The organism is Methylobacillus rhizosphaerae (assembly GCF_900187985.1).
Taxonomy (GTDB): domain Bacteria; phylum Pseudomonadota; class Gammaproteobacteria; order Burkholderiales; family Methylophilaceae; genus Methylobacillus; species Methylobacillus rhizosphaerae.
Genome location: NZ_FZOA01000007.1, coordinates 27,433 through 43,619 on the forward strand (window position 1 = coordinate 27,433; position 16,187 = coordinate 43,619).

Consider the following 16,187-nt stretch of genomic DNA (forward strand, 5'->3'; position numbering starts at 1 on the left):
TTCATGCTTAATTTGATTCCCGCACTGAGTATTGCTGAAACCTTGTTTGGTGGCTTGGTGTTTGCCATCGGACTTTATTTCCTGTTGCGCCTGCTGCGTGTTCCCAACTTCTGGGCGGCGATATTGAGTGCGGTAGTCCCGTTCGTGCTGTATATCGTGTATAGCACCCAGCATTGGGGTGGGGGAGATGTGCTGGCAATTCATTTTGCACTATTTCTTGCCAATGCAGGCTTGCTCGGGGTATTTGGCAGCATGCGGCAGAAACAGCAGGCCATGCATTGGGCCCCCAAGATCATTATCGGGTTCTTTATTTTCCTGGCCATATCCAATGCAATTCTGTTGTCCATTGCCGGTCGTGGTTTGCCCCAGGGACTGACTTCCATTTTCCTGCCTAGTCCTGAAAACCAGCGGGTGCATACTGCTTTCCCTGGCGTAATGCCCCATGACCGCAATAAAAGCTATCAGCCTCATCTTGAATTGATTGAGCAGCAGCAGGCATTGGGCTGGCGTATTCAGTGGCAGGGGCTGGAGGAACTGGAGCCAGCGCAACCCGGGCAGGTGCTTGTGGAAATCACGGATGAAAGTGGGGCAGAGATATCCCAGGCTGAGGTGACACTCAATTTCTGGCGCATGGCCAATAGTCGTGATGACAAGATTTACCCCATGGTTGAGCAGGCAGCTGGTCAATATAGTGTAGAAGTCAATTTGCCGGACTCAGGCCGCTGGGTGGCCGAAATATTGGTAAAAAAGGATGACAAGCGCTACCGCAAGCAGGAGTCACTGTTTATCGGGAGTGAATAAGCGGTGACTGCAGATGTGACCTGCTACCATTGCGGCCTGCCTGTTCCGGATAATACGGATTTTCAGGTGGCTGTGCTGGGGCAGCGCCGCCGCATGTGTTGCCATGGATGCCAGGCGGTAGCCGAGTCCATTGTCCAGAACGGCCTGGAGGGCTATTACGAGCATCGCACCGAACTTCCTCAGACGGCAGAGGAACTGGTGCCGGACGAGCTACGGCAACTGGAACTGTATGATCATCCGGAAGTGCAGAAAAGTTTTGTGCACGATGAATCGGGTGAGTTGCTGGAAGCTTCGCTGATTCTCGAGGATATTACCTGTGCTGCCTGTATCTGGTTGAACGAGCGGCACCTGCAACAATTGGATGGCGTGGTCATGGCATCCATCAACTATTCCTCTCATCGCGCTCGCGTTCGCTGGGATGATAAAAAAATCCGGCTGAGCCAGATATTGGCAGAAATTCGCAAGCTGGGATATCACGCACATCCGTTCAGTGCGCAGCAGCAGCAAGAGGTAAGGGAGCATCAGCGTCGGCAGGATTTCCGCAGGCTGGCTATTGCCGGCTTATCTGCAGGGCAAGTCATGATGGTCGCCGTCGCATTTTATGCCGGACCGGCACAGGGGCTGGAGCCTGCGACTGCTCAATTGCTGCGTTGGTTCAGCTTGATCATGACCATGCCTGCCATGCTGTATTCCGCCTGGCCTTTCTATCAGGCTGCCTGGCGCAGCATACGGCGCGGTCATGTTGGCATGGATGTACCGATCAGCCTGGGATTGATCACGGGTTTCATCGGCAGTGTGTGGGTGACCCTGCATGGGGACGGTATTGTCTATTACGACACTTTGACCATGTTGATTTTCTTCTTGCTGGCCACACGATACCTGGAGCGCCATGCCCGAGAGAAGTCTATTGAAGCGGCAGAAAACCTGCACCGCCTGATTCCCCCCATGGCTACCCGCCTGGATGAAAACCAGCAGCCGCAGATAGTGCCCTTACATGATTTGCAAGTGGGAGATACATTACTGGTCAAGCCCGGTGAAACCATCGCTGGTGATGGCACAGTGCTGCAAGGGATTAGCCAGGTGGATGAGTCGCTGCTGACTGGCGAGAGCCGACCAGTGCCCAAATCGCTCGGAGATCATGTTTATGCCGGGAGTATCAATTATGAAAGCCCCTTGCAAGTGCAAGTGGGTGGAGTTGGCGAGCAGACAGTCATCGCGGGCATCGCGCGCCTGCTGGACAGGGCTCAGGCAGAAAAGCCACGTCTGGCCAGGGTGGCAGATATTGTGGCGGTCTATTTCACCACCATTCTCCTGGTTGCAGTAGTCGTTATTGGCCTGGTCTGGTGGTGGATTGCCCCGGAACGTTGCTTTGAAATCATTCTGGCTGTGTTGGTAGTGAGTTGTCCGTGTGCACTTTCACTGGCTGCACCGGCAGCATTTGCTGCTGCAGGCTCTCATCTTGTGGGGCGCGGCGTACTGTTGACACGCGGCCACGCCTTGGAGTCGTTGGCCCAAGTCAGGCATATCGTCTTTGATAAAACCGGTACCCTGACCATGGGGCGTCCACGTATTACAGCCGTCCTGCCTTATGGTGATGCCCAACGTGAGGACGTATTGCGTCTTGCGGCCAGCCTAGAGCAAAGCTCTGAACATCCACTGGCCCGCAGTTTTACGGAGATGGTCAATACAGCCCAGCGCTTGCCTGTCCTGGATGCAGGAAACCAGCCAGGCAAAGGGATCAGCGGGGAGATTAACGGAGAGCGATATTACATTGGCAATGCCGCGCTGAATACCAATGTCACTTATCCTGAGCCACCCGTACTGCCACCAGGTTCCAGCCTGGTCTGGTTGAGTAATCCACGCCGGGTATTGGCGGCTTTTGTTCTGGCTGACGCCATGCGCCCAGGAGTGGGCCAGCTGATGGCAAGCCTGAAGGAACGGCAGATCATGGTATCTATCCTGAGTGGAGACCGCGCATCCAGTGTGCAGCATTTTGCCGATGTTGCCGGCATTACATCCTGGAAGTCAGACTTGACCCCGGAAGGTAAATTGGCTGCATTACGGGAGATGCAGCAGCAGGGAAATGTGGTGGCCATGGTAGGGGATGGGATAAACGATGCTCCTGTGCTGGCCGGAGCACAAGTATCATTTGCGATGGGAAACGGCACGCAAATGGCCCGCGCTTCCGGAGACATCATCCTGCTGGGAGAAAACCTGCAGGAAATCGACCATGCCATCGCGACAGGCCGTTTCACCGTTAGTGTTGTGCGTCAAAACTTCACTTGGGCGCTGATTTATAACGCAGTAGCACTGCCGTTTGCTGCCGCTGGCCTGATCGCCCCTTGGATGGCCGCCATCGGCATGTCGGTCAGCTCCTTGATTGTGATTCTCAATTCTTTGCGTTTGCGCTAAAGCAAAACGTGTCTTGGTGATGAAGTGTCAACAGAAAACGATCACATTCCCTGGTAATAGAAAGAATGATTCTTGTTGGTATTTTTCTTCATAAAATCATTAAAAATCAATAATTTATAAAAAATTTTCCTGTTGTTTTCTTGTGAATTTGAGTATCATGCTAACCATTGAATACATACTTCGGTGGAGGTGCTATGAAAGGCGACAAGAAAATCATTGATATTTTGAATGAACTGCTGGCAGGAGAGCTGACTGCGGTTGATCAATATCTGATTCATGGTGAGATGTATGCGGATTTTGGCTTGAACCAATTGGCGCAGAAAAGTCTGCACGAGTCAGACCATGAGCGCCAGCATGCGCGTGCAATCATCCAGCGTATTCTTTTTCTCGAAGGCAAGCCGAACCTGGAAAAACGTCATCCCCTGAATGTTGGCAAGACGGTGCCTGAAATGCTTAAGTCAGATCTGGCGCTCGAATATCAGGTGGTAGGTGATCTGAAAGCGGCGATGGCGCAATGTGAAAAATCCGGTGATTATGTATCGCGCGATATGTTGCTGGTGCAACTGGATGACACGGAAATGGATCATGCTTACTGGATTGAACAGCAGTTACGTCTGATTGATATGGTGGGCCTGGAAAATTACCTGCAAAGCCAGATGAAATCTGGTGCGGCAGTTTGAGAAGGAGAGGATCATGAAGGGTGATAAAAGGATTATCGAAACACTGAACAAGGTGTTGAAGAATGAGCTGACTTCGATCAACCAGTATTTCCTGCATGCACGCATGTTCCGTAACTGGGGATTGGAAAAACTCAACGACTATCAATATAAACAGTCGATCCGGGTGATGAAGGAGGCGGATGAGTTGATTGAGCGCATCCTGTTTCTTGAGGGGCTGCCCAACCTGCAGAATCTTGGCAAGCTGCTGATCGGTGAGAATGTAGTGGAATGCCTGCAAGGCGATCTCAAGTATGAAAGGGAGATACATCGCCCACTGTTGGTTGAAGCCGTTGCATTATGTGAGGAGTTACAGGATTACGTCAGCCGTGACCTGTTGCAGGAATTGCTTGAAAAAAGTGAGGCTGCGATTGACTGGCTGGAAACCCAACATAGCCTGATCGCGGATGTTACATTGCCTAACTACCTGCAAGCGCATATGGAAGCTGCAGACTAAGTATTTGTAGTATTAAAGGAAAACCGCAGCTTTGCTGCGGTTTTTTTATGCACGCACGCTACGTCTATTGACAACAAGAGAAGTTAAAATAATAATAGTTATCGTTTGTTTTTTATTCTCCGTCGCTCAAGTATCAGCTTGAACTGTGCTTGCAATAGTGGAAGTGTTGGGTTTCTTGATATGTATGTTTGTGTTTGTCGTGCCGTAACTGATCGCCAGATTGCCCAGGCAGCGCGAGCAGGAGCAAGTAGTCTCAAGGATTTGAGGCGGGAACTGGGCGTTGGGGCTGAATGCGGTCAGTGCGCCAGTTGCGCACGCCAGTGCTTGCGTGAAGTACATCAGGAAAACACTGGTGTCATGCCGATCAGTTTTGCCTGAGGTCAATAAAAATCCCCGGTGAGCATCAGCTCAGCCAGGGATTTGTCAGTTATTTCATTTCTCTTTTTACATTTACAGTAAGTGATCCAGCAGGTCCGGGCCAAATACTTCGCGATGGATGCGTTCTGCAGGCACACCGGCTTGCAGTAATTGTTCTCTTTGCGATTGCATGAAGCCTTGCGGACCACACATGTAGATATCTGCGTTTTCCAATATGTCTGGCCAGAGTAGCTTGATCTCCATCAGGCCCTGGTGTGTCTCACCCAGGTTATGGAGTGCGCCTTCTGTCAGAGCCTCATAGAAGAACATGGTCTTCAGGTGCGGCATGCGGCTGATGGCTTCCTGCAGGTCCAGGCGATGGCTCTGCCATGATGGGTAGCGTGCAGCGTGGGCCAGGTACACCGGACGCTGGGGTGCGAGGTCACGAACGGAGTTGAGCATGGCGATGATAGGGGTGATGCCGACGCCAGCGGAAAGCAATACCAATGGAGTGTCGCTGGCAATGGGGTCCAGGGCGAAATCACCGAATGCCGGGGTGACTTGCAGGATATCATCCACATCAATATCGTCATGTAGCCAATTGGAGAGACGTCCGCGTGGTTTGTCACCATCTTCGATCTCACGCTTGACGGAAATGCGCCACCATGGAGCTGCGACAGAATCAGAAAGGCTGTATTGTCGTATCTGGCGGTTGCGGCCTCCATTGAACTGCATGTCCACGCTGATATATTGACCAGGTAGAAAATCGCCGGGTTTACCGCCATTGGGGTGTTGCAGATAGAAAGAAGTAATGTATTCAGATTCTTTCACTTTGCGTACGACCTTGAGTGGGATCAATGCGCCGGGCGTGGTCGGCGTAGTGGAATACAGATTCTTTTCTTCTTCAATCAAGGTATCAGCCAGCAACCAGTAAGCTTCACCCCAGGCATTCAACAATTCTTCGCTGGCAGCATCTCCAAGCACCTCTTTGATCGCGCCCAGCAGATGTTCTCCAACGATAGGGTAATGTTCCGGCTTGATGCCGACAGCAGCATGTTTGTGCACGATACGCTTGACTACCGGCCCCAGGGCGGCAGCATTGTCGATATTGGCGGCATAGGCAAATACGGCAGATGCCAGGGATTGCTGTTGCGAGCCATTGGCCTGGTTGCCCATGTTGAACAGATTGGTGAGGTGGGGATGCTTGGTCAGCATGTTGTTATAGAAAGCGCTGGTAATGGCCAGGCCATGCTCGCGCAATACTGGAACACTGGCATCGATATAAGGGCGGGCGGCTGCGGAAAGCATATTAACTCCTTTGTTGTATATAAAATGAAACAATTATTGCAAGCACATATGAGGCAAATGATTAGCGGGAAAATTAATGGGCCTCTGCTAGGTGATTGCGTTGCAGCTTGATGATGACATTGGCTGTGGGGTTGCGAATGACATCTTGCAGGCTGTATGAATCCATGAATTCATAGAAATTATTCAAACCCTGATCTAGGGCGTGGCGTAACCCGCACAGACCTGCCAGCGGGCAGACAGGATCCTGGCAGTTGACTAGGGAGGTGCTGCCTTCCAATACCCGAATAATATGACCAAGGCGTAGGGATGCAGGATCGATGCCTAGACGCAACCCGCCGTTGGGGCCACGAGTGGTCTGGATCCAGCCGGTTTTGTTCAGGAAGGTGACAACCTTGATCAGATGATTGCGTGGAATATTGAATTGCGTGGCAATTTCACTGATGGTGATAGGCTGCGTGCGTTCGTATTGAGAGACGTACATCAATACGCGCAGGCCGAGATCAGTAAACTTGGTGAGTTGCATGCTGACCAGTATAGTATTGTTTACTTATGGATGCAACAATAGGCATCCGCCACTGAATGGCGATCAGGTCAGCCGATCAGATAGAGCTGTTGTGAGCAGGCCTTCAGGTCTCGCTCAGCTTGACGATATTCAGGATAAATACTCGCGACAACGGCCCAGAATTTTGCTGAGTGGTTCATTTCGCGTAAATGGGCGAGTTCGTGGGCAATGACGTAATTAACCAGGGAAGGGTCGGCCTGGATCAGGCGCCAGTTGAGTCGGACCTCACGTCTGGAGTTGCAGCTTCCCCAACGGGTCCTGGCATTGGAAAGAAACAGGCTGGGGGTTGGCTCTCCCAGCCTGGCTGCCAGGATAGGTAGCCGCCTGATAAAATCCAGCCTGGCCTCTTTCTTGAACCATTGAATGACTTTGTGCGCAATCAGCCCATGGTCGTGGGGGTCTGTCGTGGCGATTCTCAATTCGCGACCAGCGAGTTCGGGGCTGCTGTTGCGCGTTGCCTGGATGATTCTCAAGGTTAATGGCTGGCCCAGAAGGTGTAGTGTAGCGCCATCATGCCATTGAAATTCGGGGATGCTGGCTGATTGCCTGGCCTGGAGCTTGGTGCTGATCCAGCGTGCCTTGCTGAGCAACAGTGTTTCCAGCTCAGACTGGCGGATGCGCAAGGGAGCATGCACGACCAGGCCATTTGCCGTAATTTTCATGCCTATCGTACGTCTGGCACGACGCTCCAGATGATAAGGTATCTGCTCACCATTGGGCAGTGCCAGCATGTATTGCATTATTTGCGATCCAGCAGCCGCATTTCCTGTTCTATCCAGGCTTCAACGCGTTGGTTGAGTGCATCCGCCTTGATGCCTTGCGTGTCAATCGGTCGGCCAATACTCAATGTAATGGTGCCGGGACGTTTGAGAAAGGAATTCTTGCCCCAGTATTCCCCTGCATTGTGGGCAACTGGTACGACAGTGGATTTGCTATGAGTGGCCAGCCATGCACCGCCTATGTGATATTTGCCTGTAGTGCCAGGTGGCACGCGGGTGCCCTCGGGGAAAATGACGACAAAGAAACCCTGCGCAAGCCGTTCTTTTCCTTTTGATACCAATTGCTTGAGCGCTTCGCGCCCGGCAGCCCGGTTGATTGCGATGGGGGAGGTGAGAGCCAGACCCCAACCGAAGAATGGAATCCATAGCAGCTCACGTTTCAGCACCCAGACCTGAGGGGGGAATATTTGCTGTAGCGCCAGTGTTTCCCAGGCAGATTGGTGTTTGCACAGGATGACGCTGGGGTGATCGGGAATATTTTCACGTCCAATGACGCGGTAGCTCAGGCCGCAAGTGACTTTCAGCCACCAGAGCATGCTTCTGGCCCAGCCGGAAATCAAGATGTAGCGTGTCCTGCGCGATAGCGGAAATGTGAAAAGGGACAGTGTGGTAAAAACAGGCGTGAAAATCCACATGCCCAGCATGTAGAGAAATGAGCGGATATAAATCATCTAGGCCTAACTCAGTTCAGTAATGATACGGTGTGCGGCATCGGCAAGATTACGGCACACCCAGGTGTTTTCGGGCAGGTTGCCAGCTGCCAGCGTTTTTTCTCCCTTGCCGCTAAGTACCAGGATGGTTTGGGCTCCAAAGGCTGCACTGGCTTGCAAGTCGCGCAGGGAATCGCCCACGCTGGGTACCCCTTTCAGGTCCATGCCGAAACGCTTGCTGATCTCTTCTATCATGCCGGATTTTGGCTTGCGGCAATTACAGTTCGCATCTGCGGCATGCGGGCAATAGAACAACGCGTCTATACGCCCTCCAACCTGTGCCAATGCCTTGTGCATTTTGTCATGGATGGCATTCAGGGTTGCCATGTCAAACAAGCCGCGGCCAATCCCGGACTGATTGGTTGCCAAGACTACACGATAACCGCTCTGGTTGAGCAGGGCGATCGCTTCCAGGCTGCCTTCGATAGGCTTCCATTCATCCGGGCTTTTGATGAACTGCGCACTATCGTGGTTGATCACGCCGTCACGATCAAGAATGACAAGCTTCATGGTAGTTTCCGGTCTGGCTGCACGAGATGGCTATTATGCCGCGAGCCTGGACAAATCGGCTACCTGATTCATGGCTTGGTGCAGTGTTGCCAGCAATGAGAGCCGGTTGGCCTTCAGGGCGGGGTCATCGGCGTTTACCATGACACCATCAAAGAATGCATCGACTGGTACCTTGAGGGCAGCCAGTGTCTTGAGTGAGCCAGTATAGTCGCCAGCAACGAATGCTTGTTGCGCCTGCGGCTGCACTTGTGCCAGTGCTTGTGCCAGTGCCTTTTCGGCATCTTCCTGCAACAGGGCGGGATTGATATGTTGCTCAATCGTGCTTTCGGATTTCTTGAGGATATTGCCTACACGTTTATTAGCGGCAGCCAGGCTGGGAGCTTCGTTCAAGGCTGCAAATGCATGGACAGCAGCCAGGCGTTGCTGGATGTCAGCAATCAATTGCGGCTTTAATGCCAATACGGAATCGACTTCCTGAGCGCTGTAGCCTTGATCGCGCAAATTGCCAGCCAGGCGGTCGAATATGAATTCTTCCAGCGCCTGCAGGACGGCTGCATGGTCGAATGCATGATGGAACACTGACAATGCCTGTTGCAGTAGGGTATCCAGCTCGAGGTTGATGCCGCCGTCAGTCAGGATGCGCAAGATGCCGATGGCATGGCGGCGCAGGGCAAACGGGTCTTTCTCGCCGGTGGGCTTTTCGCCAATACTGAACATGCCGACCAATGTTTCCAGCTTGTCGGCCAATGCCACGACCAGACCCACGCGGTTACGTGGCAGTTCGTCGCCCGCAAAGCGCGGACGATAATGGTCTTCGATAGCGTAGGCGATGTCGTCGCTCAAGCCTTCATGTTGGGCATAGTAGCGCCCCATGATGCCTTGCAGTTCAGGGAACTCTCCCACCATGTCTGTCACAAGGTCGGCCTTGGCCAATTGAGCAGCCTGTGAGGCTTGCGCGGCCAATGCCTGATCTCCCAGTGCCGTGGCAACCAGATTGGCAATGGCGCTGACACGCGCAATGCGCTCACCCTGGGAACCCAGTTTATTGTGGTATACGACTTTGGCAAGTCCAGGAATACGGGATTCCAGAGTTTTCTTGCGATCCTGTTCAAAGAAGAATTTTGCATCTGACAGGCGCGGGCGCACGACGCGCTCATTACCCCCAATGACCGCGCTGGGGTTAGCTGGTGTGATATTGGAAACGATGAGGAATTTATTGGTCAGCTTGCCTTGCGCATCCAGCAGCGGGAAATATTTCTGGTTGGCTTTCATGGTCAGGATCAGACATTCCTGCGGTACGGCCAGGAATTCTTCTTCAAACTGGCCAACCAGTACATTTGGACGCTCGACCAATGCGGTCACTTCATCCAGCAGAGCCTCGTCCTCGATCGGGCGCAGATCAAGTTTCGCGGCGGCTCTTTCCAGCTGACGAGCAATTTCAGCCTTGCGTTCATTGAAGCCAGGAATCACAGCGCCATCTTCTTGCAATTGCAATGCATAGCTATCGGCATCACGTAACACAATAGGGTTCTGCGCGGCCTCAAAACGATGGCCCAGTGTCTGGTTGGATGCAGACAGACCCAGAGTATTGATCGGGATGACTTCATTGCCATGCAGGGCAACCAAGCCATGGGCAGGGCGTACGAAATTGACGTTGCTCCAGCCATCCTGCAATTGATAGGTCATGACCTTGGGGATGGGCAGCTTGGCGATGGCTTCGTCCAGCGCTTTTTGCAGACCGTTTGTCAGGGTTGCTCCGGCAACAGTAAGGTCGAGAAACAGGACATCGGTCTTGCCATCATGTTCGCGCTTGAGTTGGTTTACCACACTGACATCCGCGCCCAGTGCTGCCAGCTTTTTCTGTAATGCAGGAGTGGCATTGCCGTCGGCATCCAGGCCAACGCTGACCGGCATGAGTTTTTGTGCCACGGCCTTGTCAACGGCTTTTGCTGCTACTTGCGTGATATGAGCGGCGAGGCGGCGCGGCGAGGCGTAAGCCGTCACGACGGAATCTGCTGCAATGAGGCCTTGAGCCTTCAAGGTGTCGAATAAGGTGGTGGAAAATGCCTGTCCCAGTTTGTGCAATGCCTTGGGTGGCAGTTCTTCGACGAATAATTCTACGAGTAGGTTGCTCATGCTGCTGCTTTCTTTGCCAGTTCTGCCAATACTTCATCTGCCCAGGCCTTGGGCGCCATCGGGAAGCCGAGGCGTGCGCGGCTGTCGAGATAGCTCGCAGCCACAGCGCGCGCCATGTTGCGAATGCGGCCGATATAGGCGGCACGCTCGGTGACGGAAATAGCGCCACGTGCATCGAGCAGGTTAAAAGTGTGTGCAGCTTTCAGCACTTGCTCATAGGCAGGCAGCGCCAGTTTGTGTTCTATGAGTTCTTGCGCTTTTTTCTCGTGGGCGTTGAAAGCAATAAAGAGAAAATCGGCATCGCTATGCTCGAAGTTGTAGGTGGATTGCTCGACCTCATTCTGGTGGAATACGTCGCCGTATTTGAGGTCAGGCGCGCCGTTGATGCCCTTGGAGTAGACCAGGCCATAGACGTTTTCTACGCCTTGCAGATACATCGCCAGGCGTTCCAGGCCATAGGTGATTTCGCCCGTGATGGGACGGCAGTTGATGCCGCCGACCTGCTGGAAATAGGTGAACTGTGTCACTTCCATGCCATTGAGCCAGACCTCCCAGCCCAGGCCCCAGGCGCCCAGGGTCGGGTTTTCCCAGTCATCCTCGACGAAGCGGATATCGTTCTGCTTCAGGTCGAAGCCCAGTGCTTCAAGTGAACCCAGGTAAAGTTCAAGAATATTGTCCGGGGCAGGTTTGAGCACGACCTGGAATTGATAGTAATGTTGCAGGCGGTTGGGATTTTCGCCATAACGGCCATCCTTGGGGCGGCGGCTGGGCTGTACGTAGGCAGCTTTCCATGGCTCAGGGCCGATGGCGCGCAGGAAGGTGGCTGTGTGGGAAGTGCCCGCACCTACTTCCATATCATAAGGCTGCAGTAAGGCGCAGCCTTGTTTATCCCAGTATTGCTGCAGGGTCAGGATGATCTGTTGAAAAGTCAGCATGTCGATTAACTATCTGTCTGGATTGGGTTTATCAGTCTGATAATACTCACTGCATCACAGTGATTCATTGTGCAGACGGTAGCGTGCAAAAGGGCTTGATTTTACTTCTTTTTACGACGCCACAAAAGGCCAAGTGACGTAAAGAGTGCAATCAGGATCGGCCAATTGCCCCAGCGTACATAAGGGGTGGTACCTTGATAGGCTTGTGCTTCTCCTTCAAGAATCGTTGTCTCGAAGTGAGGGGCATGGGCTGCCAGGGTGCCATCGGGGCGTATGATGGCGGTGGCGCCGGTATTGGTGGCGCGTAACATCATGCGGGCTGTTTCCATGGAGCGAGCCTGTGCAATCTGCAGGTGTTGGTAGGCGGCAATTGAGTCACCGTACCAGGCATCATTGCTGGTGTTGACCAGTATGCCGGCCTCAGGCAATTGCAGGATGATTTCTTCGCCAAATACATCTTCATAGCAGATATTGATGGCTACTGCCTGGCCTGCAATCTGCATCGGACGTTGCTGGAATCCGCCACGTGAGATATCTGTCAGCGGGATGTTCAGCCAGTTTTCATATACCCAGCCAAACACTTGTTTCAGCGGGATGAATTCTCCAAACGGCACCAGGTGGGTTTTACGATAGGCTTGTTCTGGTGAGCTGCCCATGCTGAGCATGCTGTTGTAATAATGACCATCTTCCTCTTCCACTGTGCCGATCAGGATATCGCCACCATTGCTGCGCGCATGGTCTGCCAGCTGCTTCAGGTAGTCTGCCGGCATCTGGCTGACAACAAGTGGAAAGGCGGTTTCGGGCAGGATGATGAGTTTTGCCTGGGTGCCCAGTGTCATGTCCAGGTAACGCTGCAAGGTCTCGCGCAAGGTCTGCGTTTCCCACTTCAGGTCCTGAGTGAGGTTGCCTTGCAATAACGCGACAGAAGTGGGGGCTCCTGCCGGCATACTCCAGGGAGCGAGTTTGAGCAGGCCACCTGTCGCCCAGAGTATTGCCAGCAACAGGAGGCTATTGCGTCGGGGAACAGGGTGCCTCCAATACACAACAATGGCTGCAATGATGCTGGCGCTGAGGATGGTGCCAAGTGAAACGCCGTGTATGCCCAATACAGGCGCAAAACCGGCAAGCGGACTGCCAGGGATTTGTGAGTATCCTGATAATAGCCATGGAAAACCAGTGAATATCCAGCCGCGCACCCATTCGCTCAACACCCACAAGACCGGAATACTGAGCCAGAGGTGACCGGTTTTACGGGCTGCCCAGCCTGTAGTGGCAGGAAACAGGGCCAGGAACGCGCTCAAAAGAAAAGTGGCTATGACCGCCATGGCCGCCGGCATGTCGCCAAAGTCATGTAGGCTGATATATATCCAGTAAATACCAGCGCCGAACAAGCCCAGGCCAAAGCAGAAGCCTATCCACCATGCCTGCCTTGGCGTATCGGATAAGTGCCAGAGGTAAACCAGCCCGGCAAGCCCGAGGATGGTGGCTGGATACCAGTAGAAAGGAGCAAACCCAGTGACGCTGAATGCGCCGGCAAGTAGCGCGATGAGATGGAGCAGGCCTGGACGTGACAGTTTCAAAGTATCCTCTGGAGATTTAAAGTGGACGGAGAACAAGTCTTTATTGCATTATAACGGCTGGAAATGCTATCAAGCATGCGCTAGGCATGTACTATTCAAACAACTTATTTGATGGGAGATAAAATGTTCAAGGAATTCAAGGCCTTTGCGATGCGCGGCAACGTGGTTGACATGGCTGTGGGTATTATCATCGGCGCTGCTTTTGGCTCTATCGTGAAATCGCTGGTGGACGATGTGATCATGCCACCGATTGGCCTTTTGCTGGGCAATGTGGATTTCAGTAACTTGTTCTTTGTGCTCAAGGATGGAGCAGAAGTAGCATCTCCTTATGCATCTGTCGCAGCAGCCCAGGCTGCTGGGGCAGTTACGCTGAACTATGGTGTATTCATCAACGCGATAGTGAGCTTCCTGATTGTGGCATTTGCGGTGTTCCTGCTGATTCGCGCCATCAACAAATTGAAGGCGGAAGAGCCTGCAGCGCCGGAAGTGACGCCAGAGGATATTGTGCTGTTGCGTGAAATCCGTGATTCCCTGAAAAAATAAAGCCGGGACTAACCACCAATAAAAAAGCGATGCCATCATGCATCGCTTTTTTATGCTGCACTTCAGAGGGAGATATTAGGTGTTTCCATCTGTTTCCTGCGGTGTAGGAAGTAGTTCGATCAGCAAGGAGTGAACGCGGCGGCTGTCGGCGCGCAATACCGTGACATTGAGATTGTCGAAACTGACTTCCTCTCCACGTTTGGGCATGTGCTGAAACTTACTGACGACCAGGCCGCCTATCGTGGAAAACTCTTCATCACTGAGGGTGGTGCCCAGGATTTCATTGAAATCGCTGATCTCGGTCAGCGCTTTCACCCGGTAGCGACCATGCGCATCCTGAATGATATTGTCTTCGTTTTCATCTTCGTCGAATTCATCTTCAATATCGCCCACGATCTGCTCCAGCACATCTTCAATCGTGACCATGCCGGCAACACCGCCGTATTCATCCACCACAATGGCGATATGGTTGCGGTTGCTGCGAAACTCCTTGAGTAACACATTGAGGCGTTTGGATTCCGGGATGAAGACAGCTGGGCGCAACATTTCTCGTACGTCAAATGCATTGCCGCTGTAAAAACGCAATAAGTCCTTGGCCAGCAGGATGCCGATGACGTCGTCCTTGTTTTCATCAATCACGGGAAAGCGTGAGTGTGCGGCTTCAATGACAAACGGAATGAAGATTTCGGGAGGGTCGGTAATGTCGATGACATCCATCTGTGAGCGCGGAATCATGATATCGCGCACTTGCATTTCGGAAACCTGCAGCACGCCTTCTATCATCGACAGTGCATCGGCATCCAGAAGGCTGTTTTCGTAGGCAGTATGAAGTTGCCCGATGAGTTGCTCGCGATCTTCAGGTTCGCGTAGCAGGAAGTTGGTCAGGCGTTCCAGCCAGTGGGGTTTATCGGTAGTGCTGCGTTTGTCAGGTTCTGCCATGGTGGAGGTTAAGGCCTCTGTTTTTCTGATAAATAAGGGTCTGCATAGCCCAGCTGGATCATGGTGGTGGATTCTATCGACTCCATCAATTCAGCCTGGGCTTCTTCTTCGTGATCATAACCGTGCATGTGCAGTATGCCATGTACGGTGAGATGTGCGTAATGGGCTTCCAGGCTGATACCCTGCTCCAGGGCTTCTTTTTCCACCACGGGAGCGCAGAGGATGATGTCGCCGATCAGCCAGGGTTCTTCTGTCAGGGGAAACGTCAGGACATTGGTGGCGTAATCCTTGCCGCGATAATCGCGGTTGAGCATCAAACCTTCCTCCGCATCGACAATGCGCAATGTCACTTCAGTATCGACACGCAGTGCGGCACGCGCCCATTTGCGGAATTGCTTTTCGGTGGGGATATGGCTGCTTTCACTGGCATATTGCACTGTCATGGCAAGCTTGGGCATGGTTATTCCTTGCTGGCCTTGTGCTTGTCTGCGTCGGGTTGTGCATGGCGGTCACTGTCATAACGCTCGTAGGCATTGATGATTTTCTGCACCAGCGGATGGCGCACAACGTCTTCTGACAGGAATTGCGTGAAAGCAATGCCACGTACATCCTTGAGTACTTTCTGTGCCTCCACCAACCCGCTTTTCTGGCCGCGGGCAAGGTCGATCTGCGTCACATCACCCGTGATGACTGCCTTGGTGCCAAAGCCAATCCGGGTCAGGAACATCTTCATTTGTTCCGGTGTTGTATTTTGTGCTTCATCCAGAATGATAAAGCTCTGGTTGAGCGTGCGGCCTCGCATATACGCCAGGGGTGCAACCTCAATGGCACCCCGCTCGAACATTTTGTTCACGGCATCGTAACCGGCCAAGTCATACAAGGCATCGTAAAGCGGACGCAGGTAGGGGTCGACTTTCTGCGATAAATCACCAGGCAGGAAGCCTAGGCGCTCTCCTGCCTCGACTGCCGGACGTACCAGTACAATGCGTTTGACGCGATCCCGGGTCATGGCATCAATAGCACTGGCGACTGCCAGGTAGGTTTTGCCTGTGCCTGCCGGGCCGATGCCGAACGTGATGTCATAATCCTGGATCTGTTGCAGATAGCTGACCTGGCGCGGTGTGCGACCATGCAGATCCTGACGCCTGGTCATCAGGGTAGGCATATCTGGGTTGACTTGCTCTGGGGATAACCGATCCAGCTCTACTAGGCCCAGCTGTATTTCTTCCAGGCTGACCGGTTTGCTGGCGCGGGCATAATAGTTTTCTATCAGCTGGGCTGCCAGCCGGACATTGGCCTGGCTGCCGGCAACACGGAAATGAGCGCTACGGCGCGAAATGCTGACATCCAGTGCATCTTCAATTTGTTTCAGGTTTTCATCCAGCGCGCCACATAGATTGGCAAGTCGTAGGTTGTCTTCCGGTTGTAGGGTGAACTCCACG

17 protein-coding genes are annotated in these 16,187 nt (G+C 52.9%); 6 read left to right on the forward strand and 11 right to left on the reverse strand.

Annotated features, from left to right (window positions below):
- The first annotated feature begins 3 nt into the window (after positions 1-3).
- The 5 genes from CHB59_RS08815 to CHB59_RS08835 all read left to right on the forward strand — a co-directional run bounded on the left by CHB59_RS08815 (position 4) and on the right by CHB59_RS08835 (position 4,764).
- A complete protein-coding gene (locus CHB59_RS08815) occupies positions 4-801 on the forward strand; it encodes a FixH family protein (RefSeq protein WP_089375874.1) in 798 nt (265 codons plus the stop codon).
- Between the two features lie 3 nt (positions 802-804).
- Positions 805-3,213 carry a heavy metal translocating P-type ATPase gene (locus CHB59_RS08820; protein WP_089375875.1) on the forward strand — a complete coding sequence of 803 codons (2,409 nt, stop codon included), beginning with the start codon at positions 805-807 and terminating at the stop codon, positions 3,211-3,213.
- A gap of 194 nt (positions 3,214-3,407) precedes the next feature.
- Positions 3,408-3,893 carry a bacterioferritin gene (gene bfr, locus CHB59_RS08825; RefSeq protein WP_089375876.1) on the forward strand — a complete coding sequence of 162 codons (486 nt, stop codon included), beginning with the start codon at positions 3,408-3,410 and terminating at the stop codon, positions 3,891-3,893.
- Between the two features lie 13 nt (positions 3,894-3,906).
- Positions 3,907-4,386, forward strand: coding sequence for a bacterioferritin (gene bfr, locus CHB59_RS08830; protein WP_089375877.1), 480 nt, complete (start codon positions 3,907-3,909; stop codon positions 4,384-4,386).
- Positions 4,387-4,566: 180 nt separating this feature from the next.
- Entirely contained in the window at positions 4,567-4,764 is a 198-nt protein-coding gene (locus tag CHB59_RS08835; RefSeq protein WP_089375878.1) for a (2Fe-2S)-binding protein, read from the forward strand.
- Positions 4,765-4,836: 72 nt separating this feature from the next.
- Here the strand turns inward: CHB59_RS08835 and hmpA are convergent, their stop codons facing one another.
- From hmpA to lnt, 8 genes are all read right to left on the reverse strand, one after another.
- A complete protein-coding gene (hmpA, locus tag CHB59_RS08840; protein WP_089375879.1) occupies positions 4,837-6,051 on the reverse strand; it encodes an NO-inducible flavohemoprotein in 1,215 nt (404 codons plus the stop codon).
- A gap of 73 nt (positions 6,052-6,124) precedes the next feature.
- Positions 6,125-6,574 carry an RrF2 family transcriptional regulator gene (locus CHB59_RS08845; protein ID WP_179212123.1) on the reverse strand — a complete coding sequence of 150 codons (450 nt, stop codon included), beginning with the start codon at positions 6,572-6,574 and terminating at the stop codon, positions 6,125-6,127.
- Between the two features lie 68 nt (positions 6,575-6,642).
- On the reverse strand, positions 6,643-7,353 hold the full coding sequence (locus tag CHB59_RS08850; RefSeq protein ID WP_089375881.1) for a M48 family metallopeptidase: 711 nt from the start codon (positions 7,351-7,353) through the stop codon (positions 6,643-6,645).
- Positions 7,353-8,063 (reverse strand): lysophospholipid acyltransferase family protein, encoded by a 711-nt coding sequence (locus tag CHB59_RS08855; RefSeq protein ID WP_089375882.1) that lies wholly within the window; start codon positions 8,061-8,063, stop codon positions 7,353-7,355. The genes CHB59_RS08850 and CHB59_RS08855 overlap by 1 nt, the downstream gene beginning before the upstream one ends.
- A 6-nt stretch (positions 8,064-8,069) precedes the next feature.
- A complete protein-coding gene (gene gmhB, locus CHB59_RS08860) occupies positions 8,070-8,612 on the reverse strand; it encodes a D-glycero-beta-D-manno-heptose 1,7-bisphosphate 7-phosphatase (RefSeq protein ID WP_089375883.1) in 543 nt (180 codons plus the stop codon).
- Positions 8,613-8,645: 33 nt separating this feature from the next.
- Positions 8,646-10,748, reverse strand: coding sequence for a glycine--tRNA ligase subunit beta (glyS, locus tag CHB59_RS08865; RefSeq protein ID WP_089375884.1), 2,103 nt, complete (start codon positions 10,746-10,748; stop codon positions 8,646-8,648).
- Positions 10,745-11,683: a glycine--tRNA ligase subunit alpha gene (gene glyQ, locus CHB59_RS08870; protein WP_089375885.1), complete on the reverse strand. Its 939-nt coding sequence runs from the start codon at positions 11,681-11,683 to the stop codon at positions 10,745-10,747. Before glyQ ends, glyS begins: the two co-directional genes overlap by 4 nt.
- 101 nt (positions 11,684-11,784) lie before the next feature.
- Positions 11,785-13,263, reverse strand: a complete 1,479-nt coding sequence (gene lnt, locus CHB59_RS08875) for an apolipoprotein N-acyltransferase (protein WP_089375886.1) — start codon at positions 13,261-13,263, stop codon at positions 11,785-11,787.
- Between the two features lie 123 nt (positions 13,264-13,386).
- On the opposite strand from lnt, the gene mscL reads away from it, so the two are divergent.
- Positions 13,387-13,806: a large conductance mechanosensitive channel protein MscL gene (gene mscL, locus CHB59_RS08880; RefSeq protein WP_089376023.1), complete on the forward strand. Its 420-nt coding sequence runs from the start codon at positions 13,387-13,389 to the stop codon at positions 13,804-13,806.
- Positions 13,807-13,881: 75 nt separating this feature from the next.
- On the opposite strand, the gene CHB59_RS08885 is transcribed toward mscL, so the two are convergent.
- The 3 genes from CHB59_RS08885 to CHB59_RS08895 are packed head-to-tail and all read right to left on the reverse strand — an operon-like array spanning position 13,882 to position 16,186.
- The gene (locus CHB59_RS08885; protein ID WP_089375887.1) at positions 13,882-14,745 is read right to left on the reverse strand and encodes a CorC family transporter; all 864 of its coding nucleotides are present in this window, start codon (positions 14,743-14,745) and stop codon (positions 13,882-13,884) included.
- An 8-nt stretch (positions 14,746-14,753) separates the two neighbouring features.
- Positions 14,754-15,203: an rRNA maturation RNase YbeY gene (gene ybeY, locus CHB59_RS08890; protein WP_089375888.1), complete on the reverse strand. Its 450-nt coding sequence runs from the start codon at positions 15,201-15,203 to the stop codon at positions 14,754-14,756.
- 2 nt (positions 15,204-15,205) lie between these two features.
- Positions 15,206-16,186: a PhoH family protein gene (locus CHB59_RS08895; protein WP_089375889.1), complete on the reverse strand. Its 981-nt coding sequence runs from the start codon at positions 16,184-16,186 to the stop codon at positions 15,206-15,208.
- Position 16,187 lies beyond the last annotated feature (1 nt).